The sequence below is a fragment of the Alteromonas sp. H39 genome (assembly GCF_047556435.1).
In the GTDB taxonomy this organism is placed as follows: domain Bacteria; phylum Pseudomonadota; class Gammaproteobacteria; order Enterobacterales; family Alteromonadaceae; genus Alteromonas.
This window is the reverse complement of sequence record NZ_CP180210.1, coordinates 4323305-4343872: the sequence shown is the minus strand read 5'-3', so window position 1 is coordinate 4343872 and position 20568 is coordinate 4323305. Positions and strand designations below refer to the sequence as shown.

The following is a 20568-nucleotide window of genomic DNA, read 5'->3' as shown; positions in this document are numbered from 1 at the left end:
TATCAAAGACAATAATTAGTAAGATGTAATGAAAGGACAGTCGTATGAAGGGATCTCTGTTTGCCTGCTCTCTGGCCTGGCTTGTTGTGCTTGCCATCAGCGTTATTTCTACCGCGAATGCGCAGGAAAACACAAGTAGCGAGCCACTTCCTCTTGGCGCATTCAGCGCCTTACCGGAAAATACTAAACCCGCGCTGTCTCCCAGTGGTAACCGCATTGCTTTCGTTCAGAACCTGACGCAGCCCAGCGAAATGTCGGTGTTAACGACATACGATCTTAAATCGCAGGACATGTATTATCTTCTGCAGTCGGACAATGAGAAAATAAAAATCAACTGGTTTCACTGGGCTACCGAAGAGCGTCTGGTGATCAGCGCCCGTTATGAATCCAAACAGGGGACTACCCGGTTTTACGAAACCCGCCTGTTCAGTATGAAATTTGATGACCAGGGGAAAGAACCGGTTAACCTGATTGACTGGCGACGCTTAAGTCGTCGCAGCACCAACGCCTATCATGTCCCCCAGTTTCAGGACTCGGTTATTGACTGGCTGAAGGACGATCCCGACCATATTCTGGTTGAGATTGATATCGAAGTTCCGACCGTGCCCTCGGTGTATAAAATCAATCTTGAAAACGCACGTGCCCAGCGCATTGAACGAGGCAAGCGCCAAATCCGGGATTGGCGTACCGACCGGCAGGGTAACCTCAGACTGGGGGTGTCGCTGGATTACGATGATGGCGAGAAACAAATATTACTGAAAGATGGTGATGACTGGCGCACTCTGTTCTCTTACAACGTAATGACCGACAAAGGCGTGGTGCCTCTGGGCTTCGGCGCAGCCCCGACAATCCTGTATTACAAGGCGTATAAGGGAGATTATCTGGCCTTGTATCGCCTGAATACGAAAACCGGTGATACCGAAGAAGTTTATTCCGATGCGCATTACGACGTTGATGGTGGCCTGATTTACTCCACAGTGACCAACGATGCCATTGGCGTTCGTCATTCGCAGGCGCCTGGCGGACGGTATTATTGGGACGATCGGTTAGAAAACCTCGAAATACAGTTAGATCAGGCTCTGCCTGACTATAACAACTCACTGGTGAGCTTCAGTGACGATGAAATGACGTATCTGATGTATGCCGAAAGCGATACTCAGCCAGGCGTATATTTTTTAGGTAACCGGGAAAAAGGGTCACTGGATGTGTTGTTTCAGCAATACCCGCAAATCACCTCAGATAAGTTAACGGCGCACAGCAAGGTGAAGATGAAAATGCGTGACGGCGTAGAGGTTGAAGGTTACCTGACACTACCCAAACAGGGCAAAGCGCCCTACCCCACTATCATCCATCCACATGGCGGTCCCGGTGCGCGTGACTATGGCGGTTTCGATTACTGGACAGCGTACTTCAGCAATAAAGGCTATGCCGTTATCCGGCCAAACTTCCGGGGGTCACAAGGTTATGGCTACAGCTTTTCAGAGTCACAAATGAAAAGCTGGGGGCTGCAAATGCAGGACGACCTGACTGACGTAACGCAGTGGATGATAGACGAAGGCTATGCAAACCCTCAAAAAATGTGCATCGTGGGTGCCAGCTACGGTGGCTACGCTGCCCTTATGGCGACGGTAAAGACGCCGGACATGTACCAGTGTGCAGTGAGTTTTGCCGGCGTGGCGAATCTGAAAGACGTAGTAAGACGCAGCAGGAAATTTACCAATAATGAGTTTGTAAAAAATCAGTTTGGTGATGACTATGACGACCTGGAAGCCCGGTCTCCGTATTATCATGTGGAGAAAATCAACACGCCCGTTCTGTTGGTACATGGCAATGAAGATCGCGTGGTCGACGTGGAACAAAGCCGTGATATGGCAGAAGAACTGAAGGATGCCGGGAAAAGCGTGAAGTACGTTGAGCTGGATGCCGGTGATCATTACCTCAGTATTCAGCGAAATCGCCGTGAATTCTTCAACGAGATGGATGCGTTTCTCAGTCAGCATCTCGACTGATGCCAGAACGACTTTCGGCAGAATGTGTGGTAAGCCAGTGCACTTTGCCTGAGTCTGCCGCGGCGAGGGCACTCATTGTCAGCAATACACAAAACGCTGAAGCGGGCTGCTTGCGTGAAACGCAATCTGGATGGTATCAGCAGGCGAAGCTGACGCGTTCAGTTTATGACAAAATACGATAACGAGAGCCGCTCCCGGCGGCTTTTTCTTATCCATTGCGTTATACTACTGCCCGAATTATGAAAACTGCACACTGGCAAAGCAGATTGTTCTGCAGGCAAGCGAAAACCGTTGCGCCTTCCGGCTAGCCTGTTATCCATTCCCTTTTCAAGTCAGGTGTCTGCCTGGCACTAAGTATGTAAGCAGGAGAATCATGACGCAGTCATCGTCTACGACGACGCATGCTACCCCTACCCTAGGGTTGGTTGAGTTTGTCGCGCTTATGGCGTCTCTCACATCGCTGGTAGCATTAAGCATTGATGCTATGCTACCTGCACTCATTCAGATTGGTGATGCGCTGGGCGTCACCGATCCGCATCAGCCACATTTGATTGTGTCAGTCTTCTTTGCGGGAATGGCATTAGGTCAGCTGTTTTTTGGCCCGTTTGCTGATAGCCGCGGGCGTCGCCTGACGATTCTGCTCGGGCTCATTATTTTTGCCGCCGGTACGGTGGTCTGTATGCTTGCTGAATCATTAGAAACCATGCTCATTGGCCGGGTAATTCAGGCGTTCGGCGTATCGGGGCCGCGTATTGCAGCCATGGCGATCATCCGCGACTTATTTGTCGGTGACGCAATGGCGAAAGTGATGTCATTCATCATGATGGTTTTCATTCTGGTGCCCATGCTGGCGCCCATGGTAGGCCAGGCGGTGCTGGCAATGACATCATGGGTACATATCTTCACCTTGTTTCTGTTCGTTGCCGTATTAACCGCGATTTGGTTTTTTACCCGGCAACCTGAAACTCTGCCCCGCTCCAGACGCAAAGCGTTTTCATGGGCGCAGTTTTTCATCTCATCAAAATACATACTTACGCATAGCTCGGTGATGGGCTACACGCTGGCAATGGGCTTTATTTTTGGCTCGTTTCTGGCCTACTTGAGTGCATCACAGACTATTTTTCAGGGATTTTACGACGCAGGTGCGATGTTCCCTTACATCTTTGCGACCTTAGCGTTTTCTATTGGACTGGCTTCGTTTTTTAACGGCACCATGGTAATGCGGTTTGGTATGGTACGACTGTGTCGCTTTGCACTGACCGGGGCGATAAGCTTTGCCGTTGTCTACAATGCGATGCTGCTGTGGTATGGCGGTTTACCTCCGCTGATACTGACGATTGTTGTCATGTTTATCGGCTTTTTCTTTGTCGGGATCCTGTTTGGCAACCTCAATGCTATGGCAATGCAACCCCTGGGAGAAATGGCTGGTTTGGGTGCTGCTATCATCGGTTCACTATCCAGCTTATTCGCGGTGCCTATATCCCTGTTGGTAGACAGCTTTTTGACAACTAATCTGTATCCAATAGGTGTGGGCTTCTTGTGCTTTTTCATCCTTGCATACTTTTCAGTAGTTGTTGCCGAACGGGCACGGGAAGAGCAGGGGCTTGAGACCTGAAAAGAAAGCGACTTTCTTTTTTCCTTCTGACGCGTTGTGAGCTGTAAGAAGTCAGTAAGGTGCGAAGCGACTACCTTCACCAAAGAGAGTGAAGTGAGCATGTAATGGCTCGGGGCCCTGCCCTGTTGCTATCTCTCATGCTGCTATGCATGTGTTGCTGAGTCGCGATTGCATTTGCCGTCCATTGGCAATGCGACATCGCCCTTAAGGGTTACTTAACCAGTTGCACGCGCGCCCGGTTGCGCTGGTTTTCTCTGATATCAACTGTCCTTGGAATTCGAATCCCCTGACGAATTTTATCGTAGCTGACCTGTTTCATTTCAAGGTGTTGGCAGAAATTGTAGAAAGTAAAAAAATCCTCGCGGTTAAAGTCTTCCCCGATGCGTGACATCTGGGTATCGATGTAGCCATTGTCTCCATTTAGTGTGATTGTTGCGACTGATGAGTACGGCTGGCCATAGTCTTTTACTTTTAATGCACGGACCATTTTGACCTCAAACACCCAATCGCCGATTCGCGTAAAGCGAGACGCTGTTGTTTGCATGTTTTATCCTCTGATTACTGTAGTTTTTATCGATTTTGGTGGGACTAAAGCCTCTCCAAGTGTCGTGCCACAATTAAAAGTCTATATTTTTCATTGACTTAATGGTGAGTGAGTGTTTACGGTGTGGGTGATTGGCTACACAGGCCGTGAATATATGTAAATTTTCCACAATCTAAAAAATTTGCAGAGTGAAAAAAATGATTAATTTCAGTAATGACGGGGGTTATAGCGATACTGCCGGGTGTATGAAAATGGCTTCACTTGCGTATAGTTACTACTACGTGAGTATTAAATTTGCTACGAATATTGCTGGAAATGAGAAGTTTGTATGAAGGATGACCCGGCATGTCGGAGTGTAGATTACTGATATTAATGCGATTTAAATAATAAATCCTGAACATGTGTGTGTCTAAGCATATATCCAGCCTTTATCCTGCTGAAGGCGTGCCGGACCTTACAAAGATAACAACTGACAGGCATAAAAAAGCCCGACCAAATTGGTCGGGCAAGAGGGCTTGGTTAAGCACCTAACGACAGAAACTGTCTACCCAATGATGGCTTTCATGTCAGTCATGTAGCCACGCAGGGTTTTACCAATTATCTCTACACCGTGAGAGCGTATCTCGTCATTTACCTCGGCAAGACGACGGTTCTCAACCTGATTGGAAGACACATTCAGGCCTTTTCCAATCACGCTGGTATCGATACTTGGCATAAACTTTTCTCTCAGCAGCGGTACGGCCGCATTGGCAAACAGGTAGTTCCCGTACTCTGCCGTATCTGAGATAACCACGTTCATTTCGTATAAACGCTTACGTGCAATGGTGTTTGAGATAAGCGGCGTTTCATGCAGCGACTCATAGTAAGCCGACTCCGGTAAAATGCCTGCTTCAACCATGACGTCAAACGCCACTTCCACACCGCACTTAATCATGGCAACGAGTAAAATACCGTTGTCGAAAAATTCCTGCTCGCTGATTTCACCGTCATACTGCGGTGCGTTTTCAAAACCGCTTTCGCCGGTTTCTTCACGCCATTTAAGCAGGTTCGCATCGCCGTTTGCCCAGTCTTCCATCATAGTGCGCGAGAACTCGCCGCTGATGATGTCGTCCTGGTGTTTTTCAAACAGTGGGCGCAACAGTGACTCAAGCTCTTTTGAAAGCTCATACGCTTTCAGCTTGGCTGGGTTGGATAAGCGATCCATCATGTTCGCTACGCCACCAATTTTAAGCGCTTCGGTGATGGTTTCTAACCCATATTGGATAAGCGCAGCAGCGTAGCCAGCATCAATCCCATCATCGACCATTTTCTCGTAAGCCAGAATTGCTGCAGCTTGTTGCATTCCACACAAAATGGTTTGCTCGCCCATCAAATCCGACTTCACTTCGGCAACAAATGACGATGCAAGCACGCCAGCTCGGTCACCACCGGTTGCACTGGCCAGCGCTTTGGCGATATCCCAGCCTTTGCCTTCAGGATCGTTTTCCGGGTGAACGGCAATCAGTGTAGGTACGCCGAAACCGCGTTTATATTCTTCACGCACTTCCGTACCCGGACATTTCGGTGCACACATTACCACCGTGATGTCACTGCGAATTTGCTGCCCTTCTTCTACAATATTGAAACCGTGGGAATACCCCAGTGTCGCACCTTGCTTCATCAGCGGCATTACCGCTTCCACGACGCTGGCGTGCTGCTTATCGGGCGTCAGGTTATAAACCAGATCGGCATCCGGGATAAGTTCCTGATAGGTACCTACTATGAATCCGTTTTCCGAAGCGCGTTTGAAAGAGTCGCGCTTTTCATCGATAGCGGCCTGACGTAACGCATACGCTACATCCAAGCCAGAGTCACGCATGTTCAGGCCCTGATTCAGGCCTTGCGCGCCGCATCCTACGATGACAATTTTTTTGCCTTTCAGATACTGACATCCATCAGTAAATTCATCGCGTGCCATAAACCGGCAGCGGCCCAGCTGATCCAACTGCTGGCGTAGTGAAAGGGTATTGAAATAATTAGCCATAATATTTCCGAACAACATTCTTTTCGTCATTATCCACTGCCCCATTGGCGGTGGATGACCTCGTCTATGACGACTTGTTGTGAAGACTAGTTGATTTCTTTTGTTTTGGAAAATGATATATTTGCAAGATAATGTTGCAAAACGTGAAACGTAATGGATTTTCGAAGTCTGCAATTGTTTACGCATCTGGCAACCAGTCTGCATTTTGGCGATACCGCAAAGGCCATGTACGTCTCGCCATCTACGCTAAGCCGCGTGATCCAGCGGCTGGAAGACGAGCTGGGCTGTGTGCTGTTCAAACGGGATAATCGTAAGGTTGCGCTAACTCACAGTGGGCATAAGCTACTGGGGTTTAGTGCGCAGGCATTGTCAGACTGGCAGCAGCTTAAGGCGGATTTACAGGAAGACAGCGACATCCTGCAGGGCGAGATCAGCCTGTTTTGCTCGGTGACCGCCAGCCAGAGCCACCTGCCGCGAATCCTGCGAGAGTTTCGACAGCGTTACCCCGGTGTGGATATTCGGCTGGTCACCGGCGATCCGGCACTGGCAATTGACCAGGTAAGACAAAAAGAGTGCGATCTATCTATCGCTATTCACACCCCGGACTTTGCCACGGACCTGCATTTTGCGCCGCTGGATGCCGTCCCTTTGGTGCTGATTGCACCAAAAGAGTGGCGACTGACCCAGTTAAGTCAACTCGACTGGCGAAAGCATCAGGTGGTGATGCCCGAGCATGGACCCACGCGTCGTATTGCCTATCACTGGTTTGCTGAGCATGGCATTCGCCCGAATGTGTACGCATCAGTCGGGGGAAATGAGGCTATCGTGAGTATGGTGGCGCTGGAGTGTGGTGTAGGGTTTGTCCCTAAAGTGGTGCTGGATCACTCTACGCTTGTTAGTAGCGTAACCCAAATTCAGGTAGATGATATCGAGCCCTACGAACTGGGCTTATGTTGTTTGCAGTCGCGCCAGCAAGAGCCGTTGATCAGTGCGTTTCTTCATACTCCGCTTAACTGATTAATTAACGTATCCAGCGCCCGGTAACCCAGCGCCTCAGCAAGGTGGGCACGGGTTACCGCGTCACCGTTATCCAGATCTGCCAGCGTTCGGGCGACCTTTAGTGTGCGATGAAAGGTTCGCATCGACAGTTTCAGTGATTCTGCAGCGTGCTGCACAAAACTCAGATCGCTTGCAGACAGTTTGCAGTGCTCTGCCAGCTCGCCGCTGGCCAGCGCGGAATTGGTTTTACCCTGTCTTTCCTGTTGCCTTGCTCTGGCCTGCCATACCGCCTCTCGGGCTGCAATTTGCGAGTCTTGCTGCGCGTCGGGTTGCGGGTTGTTTAACACAAACGATTTCAGTCTGGGCACTTCAATCTGAATATCAATGCGATCCAGTAAAGGACCGGACAGGCGGTTAAGGTAGCGAAGTTGTTGTTGCGGTGTGCACCGGTTGTCATCGGTGTCGCCGGTCGGGCTTGGGTTCATGGCTGCCAGTAACTGAAAGCGAGCAGGAAAACACACCTGCGCACTGGCGCGGGAGATATGCACATCCCCGGTTTCCAGTGGCTCACGCAATACATCAAGTGTCCGCCTGCCAAACTCCGGAAGCTCGTCAAGAAACAATACGCCGCAGTGAGCTAACGAGACTTCGCCTGGTGTAGGCTGCGTGCCTCCGCCAATCAGGGCCGCCGTCGATGCAGTATGGTGTGGGCTGCGAAAGGGGCGTTGATAAAAGCCCTGCTGGACCAAAGGTTCACCTTTTACGGACCGGATTGCCGCCACGGCCATCGCTTCATCCTGATCCAGTGGCGGCAGTAGCCCCAGCAGGCGGCTGGCAAGCAAGCTCTTGCCGGTGCCAGGCGGGCCAAGCATCAATAGATTATGGCCGCCAGCTGCGGCAACCATCAATGCGCGCTTCGCCTGTTCCTGACCTACAATATCGTCCCACTGTAGCATGGTTGCGTCTGCACCAGCCTTACTGCGCCAAACCTGCCCGGTCGCCAGCGGAACATCCCCTGTGAGGTGGTGGAAAACATCCAGCAGTGTGGTTGCCGGAAAGCGTCGTACCCCCTCCACTAGCTGCGCTTCTGCATCGTTAGCGGCGGGCAGAATGAGCTCACTTTGATTCGCGTCGCAAGCCAGTAAAACAGGAATAATACCTTTTACTGGTTTGAGTTCACCGTTCAGGCCGAGCTCGCCGACGAACGCGAAGCGGGACAGACACGTTGCCGGTAATACGCCACACGCCACCAACACGCCAATGGCAATGGGTAAGTCATAGCGGCCTCCTGATTTTGGGATTTCAGCAGGGGCGAGGTTTACTGTGATACGTTTGGCCGGAAACTCGAAGCCGCTGTTGATTAGTGCTGAACGCACTCGTTCCCGGGCTTCTTTGACGCTGGTTTCAGCCATGCCGACTAACTGAAATGCGGGCAATCCGTTGGCAAGATGGATTTCAACCGTTATCTGTGGCGCAGCCATACCCTGCCCGGCGAATGTGATAACCGACGCTACACTCATACCTGTCTTCCTGACAAAAACCTGAGTGTAGTGCGGTCTCGCGGTGACTGAATACTGGCCACAAGCACAGAATGCAATGATGCTGTCAATCCAGTGCATGCGAGCATCCTGGACAGGCATCCGATTGAGATTAGGTCATTGTGCCTGGCGACATAAAGACGCGCTACGGTGCCAGCAGTAGGTGCGAAACCTGCCTTGCCGCGACGGACTTGCTGAATCACTATAGACGTATCTGCACAGCCACTAATTATGAAGTTGAGCTTTCAGTTCGCTCGCAGGACAAAAGTACGTAATCGCCTTTCTGGCAACATACACCCACACAAACGGAAAGAAAAACAGCTGCCAGAATGTAGTAACTAACCAGGCTCTGAGCTTAGGCTGTTGCAGGCGCCCGGCGAGAAAAAGCGCGGCCCACAGAAAAACGGCGTAATGTGCGAGAATAAAGGGATAGGCATCCCGAATGTTGATAGTCTGTTCCATTAGTCTCCCTGTTGTGTCTTTGCAGTGACCAGGCACTGCGTTGCTGTTGCGCTGCATACCCGTAGTCACTGGAATTGGTCAACAGGCTCAGAAAGTCAGCATAATAGAGAACGGAGCTGAAATCGAATTTATACCAATCCGCATAGGAGTTTACCCTCTCAGAGTGTTCCCTGAGGGCTAGTCGAAAACGACTTAGATCACGACGCGTTCTCTGAGGCATAGTCATTCTATGTCCAGAGGACGCAACACAGATGTAAGTCGTTCTGGCCACTCCCTTAGGGCAACTCCCTAAGGGCGAGGTGTCAGACTTTCGGGCGTTGTTATGCTTGCTTGATTTGGAACCACCAAACCTGCGCAACCAAGCCTAGCCAGAAAGCCTGACAGTCTTGCTGAGTGGGCAAACTCCTATGCGGATTGGTATTACGTCGTCTCACTTCGAAATACCGGTAGTTGCCAGTGCCAGCGCATCGCGCCCAGTCGCATTAGTACTGTAGCCGTGAGGGAAATCATACCGCACCACTGCGTTGCCAGGCCGTAATGGTGACAAGTGGCATAGACAAAGCCGCCGACAATACAGGTCATGGCATACAGTTCGCCATTTAATACCAGTGGCACTTCCCGGCAAATTACATCACGTAGCAGGCCGCCGAATACGCCGGTAATGGTGCCCATCGCAATGGCGACAGCCATGCCACCATCGTTGGCCAGCGTTTTTTCAATACCAACCACGTTAAACAATGCTAAGCCAAAGGCATCAGCAATGAGCAGGTAGTGAAAGGGGAAGCGCGGGCTGATGCGAAGCCAGATTACCGGGATAAACGCAGCAATCATGGTGGTGTAAAGGTAATCGGTATCGGCAACCCAGAATACCGGTAAGTCGAGCATAACATCGCGCAAAGTGCCGCCTCCGATAGCGGTCACACTGGCCAGCACAATTACACCAAAACCATCCATGCGTTTCTGATAGGCCATTAGTGTTCCTGAAATCGCACAGACCGCAACGCCTGCCAGGTTCAGCCAATGAAACCAATCAATCATAGTTACTCCTTCGCGTGATGATGAGGAAAGTACAAACCTGCCTTCTTATCTGCAAATTACTTGATTCCGGAAGGAGTTTCATGCTATTTCTTTGCGCAAATGCTCAGTAGCCGGTCAGCCAGCCAGTTACCGGGCGGGGTTACCGAACAGGAAGTCCCCCTTCCGAACTACATTCTTTTTCAGGCCTTCGCGGCCCGTCATTGCAGCAGTCGTTGCTGCCCTCTTCTGTCGTGCCGACGAGAAGACGAGCGTTAATGTGCCTTTTTCGTCTGATTGATGGCAAAAGTGTACATATAACTGTCCATTTACCAGATACGCCGCACCACTAGTTGGGCGCTGCTGTCCGGTCATGTATTATTCGTCTCAGACATTTGTCTTGGTATTTATTTGTCGCGCAACTCGCGCGTCACAAGGGTTATGGCCCTCAAGAAGAAGGATTAAAACATGGCTAAGCAACCTGCTGAATTTATCTGGTTTAACGGTGAAATCATTCCGTGGAAAGACGCTACAGTGCACGTAATGACCCACGCTATCCACTACGGCTCTTCCGTATTTGAAGGGGTGCGCGCGTACAACACACCCGATAAGGGCACTTGCGTATTTCGTCTGCAAGAGCACAACCGCCGTCTGTTTGACTCAGCAAAAATCTATCGTATGACCATCCCTTACACGCTGGATCAGATTAACGAGGCAACGCTGGACATCATTCGCAAGAACAACCTTAAGTCAGCGTACATTCGCCCTATCGCCTATTATGGCGATATCGGTATGGGGCTGCAGGTACCGTTCGGCACAGAAACCGAAGTAACGATTGCGGCTTTCGAATGGGGCGCGTATTTGGGCGAAGAGGCGATTAAAAACGGTGTGGACGCCGGTATTTCGTCGTGGAACCGCCTTGCCGCTAATACCATGCCAACCGGTGCAAAAGCTGGTGGTAACTACCTGTCTTCACAGTTGATTTCTATGGAAGCCCGTCGTCATGGTTATGGCGAAGGGATCGCGCTTGACCGCAATGGTTACATCAGTGAAGGGGCTGGCGAAAACATCTTTGTTATCCGCAACGGTGTTGTCAGCACTACCCCGAAAACCGCAGCAATTCTGCCAGGCATTACCCGTGATACCTGTATCACACTGTTAAAAGACATGGGCTATGAGATCCGCGAAGAAAATATTCCTCGTGAGGCTATGTATCTGGCGGATGAAATTTTCATGTGCGGTACTGCCGCAGAAGTGACGCCGGTGCGCAGTGTGGATGGCATTGCGGTGGGTAACGGCGGCCGCGGTCCAATCACCGAGCAGGTTCAGGATATGTTCTTTGGCCTGTTCAACGGCAAAACCGAAGATAAATGGAACTGGTTAACCCCGGTTTACAAGTAATTTAAAACATCAGGAGCAATTATGCCCAAGTTACGATCTGCAACCACTACGCAAGGGAGAAATATGGCGGGTGCCCGTGCCCTATGGCGCGCTACCGGCATGAAGGACAACGATTTCGGCAAACCGATTATTGCTGTTGCTAACTCTTTTACGCAGTTCGTGCCAGGGCATGTGCACTTAAAAGACATGGGACAGCTGGTCGCCCGCAGTATTGAAGATGCAGGCGGCGTGGCCAAAGAATTTAATACCATCGCCGTGGACGATGGTATTGCAATGGGCCACAGCGGCATGCTGTACAGCCTGCCGTCCCGTGAAATTATCGCTGACTCTGTCGAGTATATGGCCAATGCACACTGCGCCGACGCGCTGGTATGTATTTCTAACTGCGACAAGATCACGCCGGGAATGCTGATGGCTGCCATGCGCCTGAACATTCCGGTGGTGTTTGTCTCCGGTGGGCCAATGGAAGCAGGCAAAACCAAGCTTTCTGACAAGCTCATTAAGCTGGATTTGGTGGATGCCATGGTGGCCGCTGCCGACGATAAGGTTAGCGACGACGACTCCAATGAAATTGAACGCTCCGCCTGCCCCACCTGCGGTTCCTGCTCGGGCATGTTTACGGCCAATTCGATGAATTGCCTGACCGAGGCGCTGGGCCTGTCGTTACCGGGTAATGGTTCGATGCTGGCGACGCATGCCGATCGCGAGGGGCTGTTTAAACAGGCAGGCAAGTTAGTGGTGGAGCTGTGTAAACGCTGGTATGGCGATGATGATGCTACCGCGCTGCCACGTAACATTGCTAACTTTAAAGCGTTCGAGAATGCGATGAGCCTGGATATTGCCATGGGCGGCTCGACTAACACCATACTTCACTTACTGGCTGCGGCGATGGAGGGGGAAGTGCCCTTCTCAATGGCCGATATAGACCGCTTATCGCGCAAGGTGCCGCACCTGTGTAAAGTCGCGCCGGCAACGCCTCAATACCATATGGAAGATGTGCATCGTGCTGGTGGCGTGATGGGTATCTTAAATGAATTAAACAAAGCCGGGCTGTTACACGATGATGTGCCACATGTATTAAACGGCACCATTGGGGATGTGATCAGTCAGTGGGACATCACCAAGCCAGGCAATGAGACTGCGGATACGTTTTATCGTGCTGGTCCGGCAGGCATTCGTACTACGCAGGCATTCAGTCAGGATTGTCGCTGGCCGGATTCTGATACGGATCGTCAGAACGGCTGCATCCGCAGCATCGAGCACGCGTTTAGTCAGGAAGGCGGACTGGCGGTGCTGTACGGTAATCTCGCGGTAGATGGCTGTATTGTCAAAACCGCGGGTGTCGATGAGTCGATTTTAAAATTTACCGGCAAGGCCCGTATTTATGAAAGTCAGGATGACGCAGTGGCAGGCATTCTGGGTGATGAAGTGAAAGAAGGTGATGCCGTCATCATTCGCTATGAAGGGCCGCGCGGCGGGCCGGGTATGCAGGAAATGCTGTACCCGACCTCGTACCTGAAGTCGAAAGGGTTGGGCAAAGCCTGTGCGCTGATTACCGACGGACGGTTCTCCGGCGGCACCAGCGGACTGTCTATTGGTCACTGTTCGCCAGAAGCCGCCAGTGGTGGCGGTATTGGTCTGGTGGAAGACGGCGATCCGATTGAGATAGATATTCCTAACCGCACTATCAATATTGCTATCAGTGACGCCGAGCTGGCTGCCCGGCGCGAAAAAATGGAGCGTAGTGAGCGCCCGTGGCGTCCGAAAGATCGTCAGCGTGAAGTGTCTTTATCGTTAAAAACCTTTGCCATGCTGGCGACCAGCGCGGATAAAGGCGCGGTGAGAGATGCATCCAAGCTGGAGGATGTATGACGGTCAGCGACCATGAATACTTAAAGAAAATTCTGTTAGCGCCGGTTTACGATGTGGCGGTAAACAGCGAGCTGTCGCTGATGTCGCGCTTATCCGGCGAGTTAGGGAATGAGATATTTCTTAAGCGCGAAGACCAGCAGCCAGTCAAATCGTTTAAATTGCGCGGCGCATACAACCGGTTGTCTTCGCTGACCGACGCGCAGCAACAAGCCGGAGTGATTGCTGCCTCCGCCGGGAACCATGCGCAGGGGCTGGCCTACGGTGCGCATATGAAGGGCATTCAGGCCACCATCGTCATGCCTGAAACCACGCCGGATATCAAAATTGATGCGGTGCGCCGCTTCGGCGGTAAGCACGTGAATGTAGTATTGCATGGCACCAGCTTTGATCAGGCCAGCGGCCATGCAAAGGCGCTGTGTGAAGCGCACGGCTACACCTTTGTACCGCCTTTTGATGATCCGGACGTAATTGCCGGTCAGGGAACAGTCGCCCGGGAATTGCTGGAACAAAATCCGAACCTGGATATGATTTTTATCGCTGTCGGTGGTGGCGGTCTGGCTGCCGGTATCGCGGTATATTTGAAGCAACTGAAACCGTCCATCCGCATTATTGCGGTAGAGTCCGAGGAATCGGCGTGCTTTGCGGCGGCCAAAGAGGCCGGAGAACCCGTGCCACTTAGCAGTGTTGGCATTTTTGCAGACGGTGTGGCTGTGAAGGTGATGGGCAGTGAAACCTTTCGCCTGTGTAATAGGCTGGTGGATGAAACTATTACCGTTACCAATGACGAAATCTGTGGTGCGATTAAAGATATTTTTGATGACACCCGCGTAATAGCCGAGCCTGCCGGCGCGCTGTCTGTTGCTGGCATCCGCAAATACGTGAAAGCCAATGATGTCAAAGGTAAGAGGCTTGGCGGCATATTATGCGGAGCAAATATCAACTTTCATACCTTACGGTATGTGTCTGAGCGCTGTGAACTTGGCGAACAGAAAGAAGCCGTGTTTGCAGTTAAGATCCCGGAGCGCCAGGGGGCGTTCAAACGCTTCTGCGAAACCATTGGCGGTAAGGCCATTACCGAGTTCAACTACCGTTTCGCCAACGAAAGTGAGGCGCATATCTTTGTCGGCGTTAAGCTGAAAGGGGGGCAGGAGGAGTTTGCGGCTCTCAGTGCGCAACTCAAAGATGAGGGGTATGACTGTTTTAACCTGTCAGACAATGAACTGGCCAAACTCCATGTGCGGCACATGGTAGGCGGCCGTCCGCCCACCATCCTTAACGAAGAAGTGTTCTCGTTTGAATTCCCGGAGCATCCCGGTGCATTGCTGAACTTTTTAAATACGTTGGGGGAGCGCTGGAATATTACGTTGTTCCACTATCGTAATCACGGTGCGGCAGAAGGTCTGGTGTTGGCAGGCTTTGACATCCCGCCAGAAAGCCGTGAAGACTTTAATCAGCATGTAGCCGAACTGGGTTATCAGTATCAGGATGTGTCAGATAATCCGGCGTACCGGTTCTTTTTGTCGCATCAGTAGTGATAAAAAAGGGGAAAGCCGTCGTTTCGTCTAAGATGAATGCGGTAAGGCAGTGAAAGCGGTAGTCCGCTTCACTGTCGTTGGATTAACAAAAAGTGCGCTTTCCTGTCTATCTTTCTGTAGAAGGGGCTCGGTTAGCGCGCTTTTTTTATCGCCTTGCGAATGTCCTTGCGGGTAAACATCTGAATGTTGTCCAGGTACTCAGCCGGTGCTGAAGTGCCCCCAGTCACGTAAATCGTGTCACCAAGTCGCGCAGCCGCGCTGTGGCGAGTTGCAGTGAAATCCAGTTCGATCTCTTTCCACATATCCGTAGCAAAATTATACATCAGCGTTTTGGTCTGGCTTTCGTAGTCGCCGAAGGTAATAACAGTATCGTCTATTACCACAGCGGCGTGGGCGCTTATCCGTTCCGGCATTGGCGCCAGGGCAGACCAGATTTCTTCATCAGGAAGGTACTTGTCCATCGACGATAACCCGCTTCGCCCATCGTAACCTCCCACCGTGTAAATCGCCTGCTCATATACCACCGCTTCCGTCTCTTTACCTGTCGGCATAGGAGGGCCGAGAGACCAGGCGTCATCAGCAATATCATAGATGGCAACAATATCACTGCGCTTCATTCGATTGGTTTCCCAGTCTTTATAATTACCGCCGAAAACATAAATTTTGCCGGCAATATGTACTGCGGTATTACTGCGGGTAGGGAATGGCAGGGGGGCCACGGTGGTAACTTCGCGAGTCTGAGTATTAAAGACTTCAACGTCGCTTTCCCAGCGCACATTCCCATCACGCTCGCTCAATCCGCCGATAAGGAAAATGGAGTGTTTGCCATCCCATACGGCAGAAAGATGCGCTCTGGGAATAATGTGATTTCGCAGCACCTGCACCGAGCGGGTTTTCGGATCGATTATCTCAATACTGCCGGTAGTGCCGTTTTTCACAGCGCCGCCAAACACGTACAATTGACGCTCATCGGCGACAAAGCCATGTCCGGCGCGGGGAATTTCCAGTGAGAATGTGTTATTGGCTTTCATGCGCGCTGGCGCGGGTTTAGAACTGCACCCGCTGAGGAACAGGACCGTGAGGGCCAGCGCCGCGAAAATTAGTCTGTGTGGTAGAGTTTGATGCAACTGCATGGATATCCTTCTTCCTTATTTTGTACCAAATGCGATGGGAGATCCTGACTTCCCGGTACCGCTATCTGGAAGGCACGTAGTGTGCCGTTATCCCATGGCCATTCCTGTTGTACTGATTTTCTGCTGGCAAAGCTCACTGCGGTCTGACATTGCGTTATCAACGTGCCAGTTCCTGTGCGTAATGCATGCGTAATCATCGCAGCAGGCCGCAGTGCCAGGGGGACAAACGCTGGCCGACATCAGGATGCCAGAACCTGACAACAGCCAGTCCTGCCCCACTCAGATTGCACTAACTGGCGTGCAAGGTCACGTTTTCCAAATGCTGCGCAATTTCAGGCCAGACTAACAGCATCACGTCCTGACGAAGGGCCGCGCATTCTTCAGAATAACGCAGACTGCCGTCCGGCGCGCTATTCAGCCAGTGATTTTCGCGAAGTGCGGAGATAAAGCTGGACAGCACATTTTTATCATAAAACTCTGGTGAGTTGAGACCGTAAAGTGTAGATAAGCGCTCTGCCACCTGACGGCTCGTCCTTTCAAGATCGCTGCGGCTGATTTCGCGCTCTTTTTCCAGAATGGTAAGTACCACAGCGTAACGTTGAAACGTTTCCTGCATACAGCGACTAAGCAACCAGGCAGAGTGAAACTTTTTAGACTGTGCATCAGGAGGCATCACTTTGCTCCCCTGCTCCTGCAACAGGCCAATAGCCGTCATCTGGGTGATTAACTCATCAGTATAGGCGAGTGCCTGGTCCTGCGTTTTGTACATAAACAGCTCTTTTTGCAGCAACGGGTAAAGCGCTGCAACCAGCTGCAATATGGTGCTTTTCTCTGCTCCTTTGTTAGCAAAAACCGATGCTATTATGAGTCCGGGAAGTGCGAACAAATGCAGAATATTGTTGCGGTAGTAAGTCAGATATACCGCTGAATTTGCCTGTGGACGAATCAGTTTTCCGTACTCGTCGTGCTCGATTTCAAAGCGCTTCAGGCGCAGTGTCTGTTGCAACATGTCGTGCGCGGACAGATCTGGTACGGTGGCGTCAGCACTGAACGGTGCCTGTCGCATCAGCTTTAGAAAGTCGTCTAATGAGTGGTGCAGTTCGTCCTCACTCATGGTGTAGGTTTTGGATGACAACATGCACAGCGATGTCAGGGCCATGCCGTTAATAGCTGCGGTGCGGTTTATTGATTCCATCACCTGCCCTGCCAGCTCATTTACCGCAGGCGTCAGCCACGCAGGCTTTTTCTCTGGCTCGGCATCACGACAGTCGCGCCAGTGTGGCACGTGCTTTTCCAAAAACTGATTAAGCTGCAGCGGCTCGCCAAAGTTCACATAGCCATGACCGTAATTTTTCAGCTTGCGGATGGCGGAAAATACCTGCCAGTTAGATTCCTTTTTCTTGGATGTGCCTTTAAGCTCTTTCAGATAGCTCTTCACTTCCATGACATTTTCGTAGCCGATATATACCGGCACAATGCTTACCGGGCGGTTAATCCCTCGTACCATGGCCTGAAGCGTCATGGCTAGCATGCCGGTTTTCGGCGGGATCAGTCTTCCCGTACGGCTTCGGCCACCTTCAGGATAATATTTTACCGAATAGCCTTTGTTAAACAGCAGCTCCAGATATTCGCGGAATACGGCGGTGTAGAGTTTATTGCCACCGAAGCTGCGGCGTAGAAAAAACGCGCCCCCGCGGCGGAAAATTTTACCAACAGGCCAGAAATTCAGATTAATACCGGCAGCAATATGCGGTGTGACCATTCCTTCATGGTAAATCACGTAAGTCAGCAGCAGATAATCCATGTGGCTGCGGTGACAAGGCACATAAATGATCTCGTGACCGTTACTGGCAAGTTCACGAATTCGCTCAGCATGCCCGACACTGATGCCATTATAAATCTTGTTCCAGATACGGGTAAGCAGCCGGTCGCCGAACCGGATAAGCCCTTCCCGATAATCTGCTGCAATTTCAGTGACATACTCCCTGGCACGGTTTTTCGCTTCTTCGTGGGTGATTTTCTTTGTTCTTATCTCTTCCGCGATCGCCCGTCGGACCGCATCCGAGCCCAGTAATGCGTTATTCAGCTCTTGTCTTTCCAGCAATGTCGGGCCTGTCATACCCTGACGCTTTCTGTGAAAGTGAGTGCTTGCTACTCTTAAAAGCTTTTGAGCAATAAGCTTGTCACTGCCGTGCTGGTTTGACATCGCTCGCGCAGACACCGCTTTGCTGTAGCTGATGAAGTTGTCTCTGCCTAAAAACAATACAATAAATAACTTGCGTAACCAGCTCGGCGCCGCGCGATCGGCAATCAGGTCGCCCAGTCCGGGCTTACCTTTTCCTGGCGCTCTTCCCCAGGAAACAAAAACCGGTACCACCTGAAGGTCGAGTTCATCGTGATCGCGATGCACATGAAACAAATCTGTAAAGGTATCTTCAATATCCGTTTCACGGGTTTTGGAGCGGAAAATGGGCTGTGTTTTGCGTAGGAAAAGACTGGCGGGGAATTCTCTTCCTTCCATTGTCACTGTGTCAGTCGGGCTGGGCAGTCCCAGTGCCTTCGCAGACATGCGTAAGGCCAGTTGATCCGTGACTGAGTTAGTAGGCAGCAAATAGATGATGGGTTTGCTTTTATCAATGCCGAGCTCTGTCTCTACATTGACGGGAATGCTGTGGGCTCGTACCAGCCATTTAACGGGATAATGAAAAACGGACAACAGCGTTTTGCGCATCCACGACATGAAATACAATTTCCTATGAAACTAAAACCGGCGAAGTGTACCACATGTCAGGAATGGATCCTTTAACTCACGTGCCGACAGAATAAATACATTGAGAACCCGACTAAACATTGCCCGAGTATCGCATCGCGACATCGCACCGGGAGTAGGCTCCGCCATATGTTTCCATGATGGCGTTATCGTGTCTGAACCCCAGTTTTTCGTACAGATGGATAGCCGCTTCGCACCGGGTATTGGTTAACAAAAACAACGTATCAAATGCAATAACCGGCGCCTTAGTCAGTACGTAGCGAAGAAGCGCTTCGCCCACTTTATTTCCGCGAGCTGTCGCACATACGCCCATTTTGGTTAACTCAAATACGCCATTAGCTTTTTTCATCAGGGCGCAGGTGCCGACTATCTCTTTGGCGTCATTGGCCACAAACCAAATGTAACCGCCACGATCAATGATAAACGTCTGGGGATCGCCTATTACCTGCTCATCAATAGGTTCAAGCACGAACATGGCTTCGATCCACTCCCGGTTTATTCTTTCAAAGTCTGCGGCCAGTGATGGCGAAAAATCTAAAAATTGCATGGCCTTTTTTATTCATAAAGCGCACGGTTCAGAGCTCGGATAGAATCTAATGTTGCCGTGTCGCGCGTGAAAAGTTCTGAAAAATATACACCAAAAAAAGCGCAACGCTATCACGATTTTATTGAGTGGAATTAATGATAATAGCTGAACGAGGAATTACCAGACAGTCTCGCTTACTTCGCTGATGAGGGGCAGAGTGCCATGAGAAATTGTAACAGTGCACGGCGAGAAAACGCGCGACAGTTAATCACGTTGCGAGCGCGTTACTGCATATCCAGAAAGCGCAAGCAGCGCTGTTGCAGTACTTCCCCACAACCAGTCAATCCAGGTCATCTGCCATGGCCATTGTCCGATGATAGAATAGGCGGTGAGGTTATAAGTGCCGTAGGCTGTGGCGCCCAGTGCGGCGCCGCGGAAAAATGCCCCAGGCATGCTGGCTGATGGCGATACTGCCAAAAAGACCACGGCTGCGCCATAGAGCAAGTAAAACGTTACCCACGGCCAGGTAATAAAGGCATCGCGAAGCAAAGGCGCAAATGCACTCATGTACCACTCGTTGGCGATCACGCCCAGCCACAAGCCGTCCAGAACAGCGAAAGCCACCAGTACGGTAATGTAGGCAATAAGCGCCGATTTCATTGATTTCATGTCAGTTGATACCGCATTGACACCATACTGGATTCAAATCCTGCAGATTCATAGGCGCTGATTGCTGAATGGTTCGCAGCAAACACATCCAGGCGCAGCTCATCCAGGCCATTCTCTGTCGCCCATACCCCGAGAAAATTGAGAATAGACTTTGCCACACCGTTACGGCGATATTGCGGAAGGGTATACATAAATCCCACATAACCATGATGCGGATTCTTATAGTAATGACGCGAGGCCCGCTTTTGCACGTATCCTGAACCCACCACTTTCCCGTCATACTCGGCTACGGCAACGAGGGCAAGTGATGACTCGATCAGTGCCGAAATGTCGTAATAAGTGTAGTCCTCTTCTTTGCGACCTGGAATGAAGGGGGCTTCAGTACGAACGATGTCGCGCTGAAACTGATTCAATACAGTTATATCCTGCTGACTGGCAGGACGGCAGGTAATACTCAT

Annotated in this window: 17 protein-coding genes; 7 read left to right on the top strand and 10 right to left on the bottom strand. The window is 51.0% G+C overall.

Annotation, left to right across the window (positions count from 1 at the left end; translation table 11 throughout):
* The first annotated feature begins 44 nt into the window (after nucleotides 1-44).
* The 3 genes from ACLBLI_RS18950 to ACLBLI_RS18940 all read left to right on the top strand — a co-directional run bounded on the left by ACLBLI_RS18950 (nucleotide 45) and on the right by ACLBLI_RS18940 (nucleotide 3624).
* Complete coding sequence (locus tag ACLBLI_RS18950) at nucleotides 45-2009, top strand: alpha/beta hydrolase family protein (protein ID WP_414829082.1); 1965 nt, start codon at nucleotides 45-47, stop codon at nucleotides 2007-2009.
* Nucleotides 2009-2191 (top strand): hypothetical protein, encoded by a 183-nt coding sequence (locus tag ACLBLI_RS18945; RefSeq protein WP_414829081.1) that lies wholly within the window; start codon nucleotides 2009-2011, stop codon nucleotides 2189-2191. Before ACLBLI_RS18950 ends, ACLBLI_RS18945 begins: the two co-directional genes overlap by 1 nt.
* Nucleotides 2192-2382: 191 nt before the next feature.
* Nucleotides 2383-3624 (top strand): multidrug effflux MFS transporter, encoded by a 1242-nt coding sequence (locus tag ACLBLI_RS18940; protein WP_414829080.1) that lies wholly within the window; start codon nucleotides 2383-2385, stop codon nucleotides 3622-3624.
* A gap of 211 nt (nucleotides 3625-3835) precedes the next feature.
* Here ACLBLI_RS18940 and ACLBLI_RS18935 read toward each other — a convergent pair whose 3' ends face one another.
* A complete protein-coding gene (locus ACLBLI_RS18935) occupies nucleotides 3836-4168 on the bottom strand; it encodes a hypothetical protein (RefSeq protein WP_218312056.1) in 333 nt (110 codons plus the stop codon).
* A 544-nt stretch (nucleotides 4169-4712) separates the two neighbouring features.
* Nucleotides 4713-6191, bottom strand: a complete 1479-nt coding sequence (ilvC, locus tag ACLBLI_RS18930; RefSeq protein ID WP_414829079.1) for a ketol-acid reductoisomerase — start codon at nucleotides 6189-6191, stop codon at nucleotides 4713-4715.
* Nucleotides 6192-6344: 153 nt separating this feature from the next.
* On the opposite strand from ilvC, the gene ilvY reads away from it, so the two are divergent.
* The gene (gene ilvY, locus ACLBLI_RS18925; protein WP_414829078.1) at nucleotides 6345-7208 is read left to right on the top strand and encodes an HTH-type transcriptional activator IlvY; all 864 of its coding nucleotides are present in this window, start codon (nucleotides 6345-6347) and stop codon (nucleotides 7206-7208) included.
* Here ilvY and ACLBLI_RS18920 read toward each other — a convergent pair.
* The 3 genes from ACLBLI_RS18920 to ACLBLI_RS18910 all read right to left on the bottom strand — a co-directional run bounded on the left by ACLBLI_RS18920 (nucleotide 7190) and on the right by ACLBLI_RS18910 (nucleotide 10228).
* Nucleotides 7190-8710, bottom strand: a complete 1521-nt coding sequence (locus ACLBLI_RS18920) for a YifB family Mg chelatase-like AAA ATPase (RefSeq protein ID WP_414829077.1) — start codon at nucleotides 8708-8710, stop codon at nucleotides 7190-7192. The genes ilvY and ACLBLI_RS18920 overlap by 19 nt on opposite strands.
* A 243-nt stretch (nucleotides 8711-8953) precedes the next feature.
* The gene (locus ACLBLI_RS18915; RefSeq protein WP_414829076.1) at nucleotides 8954-9190 is read right to left on the bottom strand and encodes a hypothetical protein; all 237 of its coding nucleotides are present in this window, start codon (nucleotides 9188-9190) and stop codon (nucleotides 8954-8956) included.
* Nucleotides 9191-9610: 420 nt separating this feature from the next.
* Complete coding sequence (locus ACLBLI_RS18910) at nucleotides 9611-10228, bottom strand: trimeric intracellular cation channel family protein (RefSeq protein WP_414829075.1); 618 nt, start codon at nucleotides 10226-10228, stop codon at nucleotides 9611-9613.
* A 444-nt stretch (nucleotides 10229-10672) separates the two neighbouring features.
* On the opposite strand from ACLBLI_RS18910, the gene ACLBLI_RS18905 reads away from it, so the two are divergent.
* Genes ACLBLI_RS18905 through ilvA form a run of 3 tightly spaced genes read left to right on the top strand, consistent with a single transcriptional unit; the run spans nucleotide 10673 to nucleotide 15009 of the window.
* Nucleotides 10673-11605, top strand: a complete 933-nt coding sequence (locus ACLBLI_RS18905; protein WP_218310530.1) for a branched-chain amino acid transaminase — start codon at nucleotides 10673-10675, stop codon at nucleotides 11603-11605.
* A 21-nt stretch (nucleotides 11606-11626) separates the two neighbouring features.
* Nucleotides 11627-13477 (top strand): dihydroxy-acid dehydratase, encoded by a 1851-nt coding sequence (gene ilvD / locus ACLBLI_RS18900; RefSeq protein ID WP_414829074.1) that lies wholly within the window; start codon nucleotides 11627-11629, stop codon nucleotides 13475-13477.
* Nucleotides 13474-15009: a threonine ammonia-lyase, biosynthetic gene (ilvA, locus tag ACLBLI_RS18895; protein WP_414829073.1), complete on the top strand. Its 1536-nt coding sequence runs from the start codon at nucleotides 13474-13476 to the stop codon at nucleotides 15007-15009. The genes ilvD and ilvA overlap by 4 nt, the downstream gene beginning before the upstream one ends.
* Before the next feature lie 134 nt (nucleotides 15010-15143).
* On the opposite strand, the gene ACLBLI_RS18890 is transcribed toward ilvA, so the two are convergent.
* The 5 genes from ACLBLI_RS18890 to ACLBLI_RS18870 all read right to left on the bottom strand — a co-directional run bounded on the left by ACLBLI_RS18890 (nucleotide 15144) and on the right by ACLBLI_RS18870 (nucleotide 20568).
* Complete coding sequence (locus ACLBLI_RS18890; RefSeq protein WP_414829072.1) at nucleotides 15144-16043, bottom strand: Kelch repeat-containing protein; 900 nt, start codon at nucleotides 16041-16043, stop codon at nucleotides 15144-15146.
* A 391-nt stretch (nucleotides 16044-16434) separates the two neighbouring features.
* Nucleotides 16435-18885, bottom strand: a complete 2451-nt coding sequence (plsB, locus tag ACLBLI_RS18885; RefSeq protein WP_414829071.1) for a glycerol-3-phosphate 1-O-acyltransferase PlsB — start codon at nucleotides 18883-18885, stop codon at nucleotides 16435-16437.
* Between the two features lie 103 nt (nucleotides 18886-18988).
* Nucleotides 18989-19462, bottom strand: coding sequence for a GNAT family N-acetyltransferase (locus ACLBLI_RS18880; RefSeq protein ID WP_414829070.1), 474 nt, complete (start codon nucleotides 19460-19462; stop codon nucleotides 18989-18991).
* Nucleotides 19463-19705: 243 nt separating this feature from the next.
* Nucleotides 19706-20110 carry a DUF2177 family protein gene (locus ACLBLI_RS18875; protein ID WP_414829069.1) on the bottom strand — a complete coding sequence of 135 codons (405 nt, stop codon included), beginning with the start codon at nucleotides 20108-20110 and terminating at the stop codon, nucleotides 19706-19708.
* Nucleotides 20107-20568, bottom strand: coding sequence for a GNAT family N-acetyltransferase (locus ACLBLI_RS18870; RefSeq protein WP_414829068.1), 462 nt, complete (start codon nucleotides 20566-20568; stop codon nucleotides 20107-20109). The genes ACLBLI_RS18875 and ACLBLI_RS18870 overlap by 4 nt, the downstream gene beginning before the upstream one ends.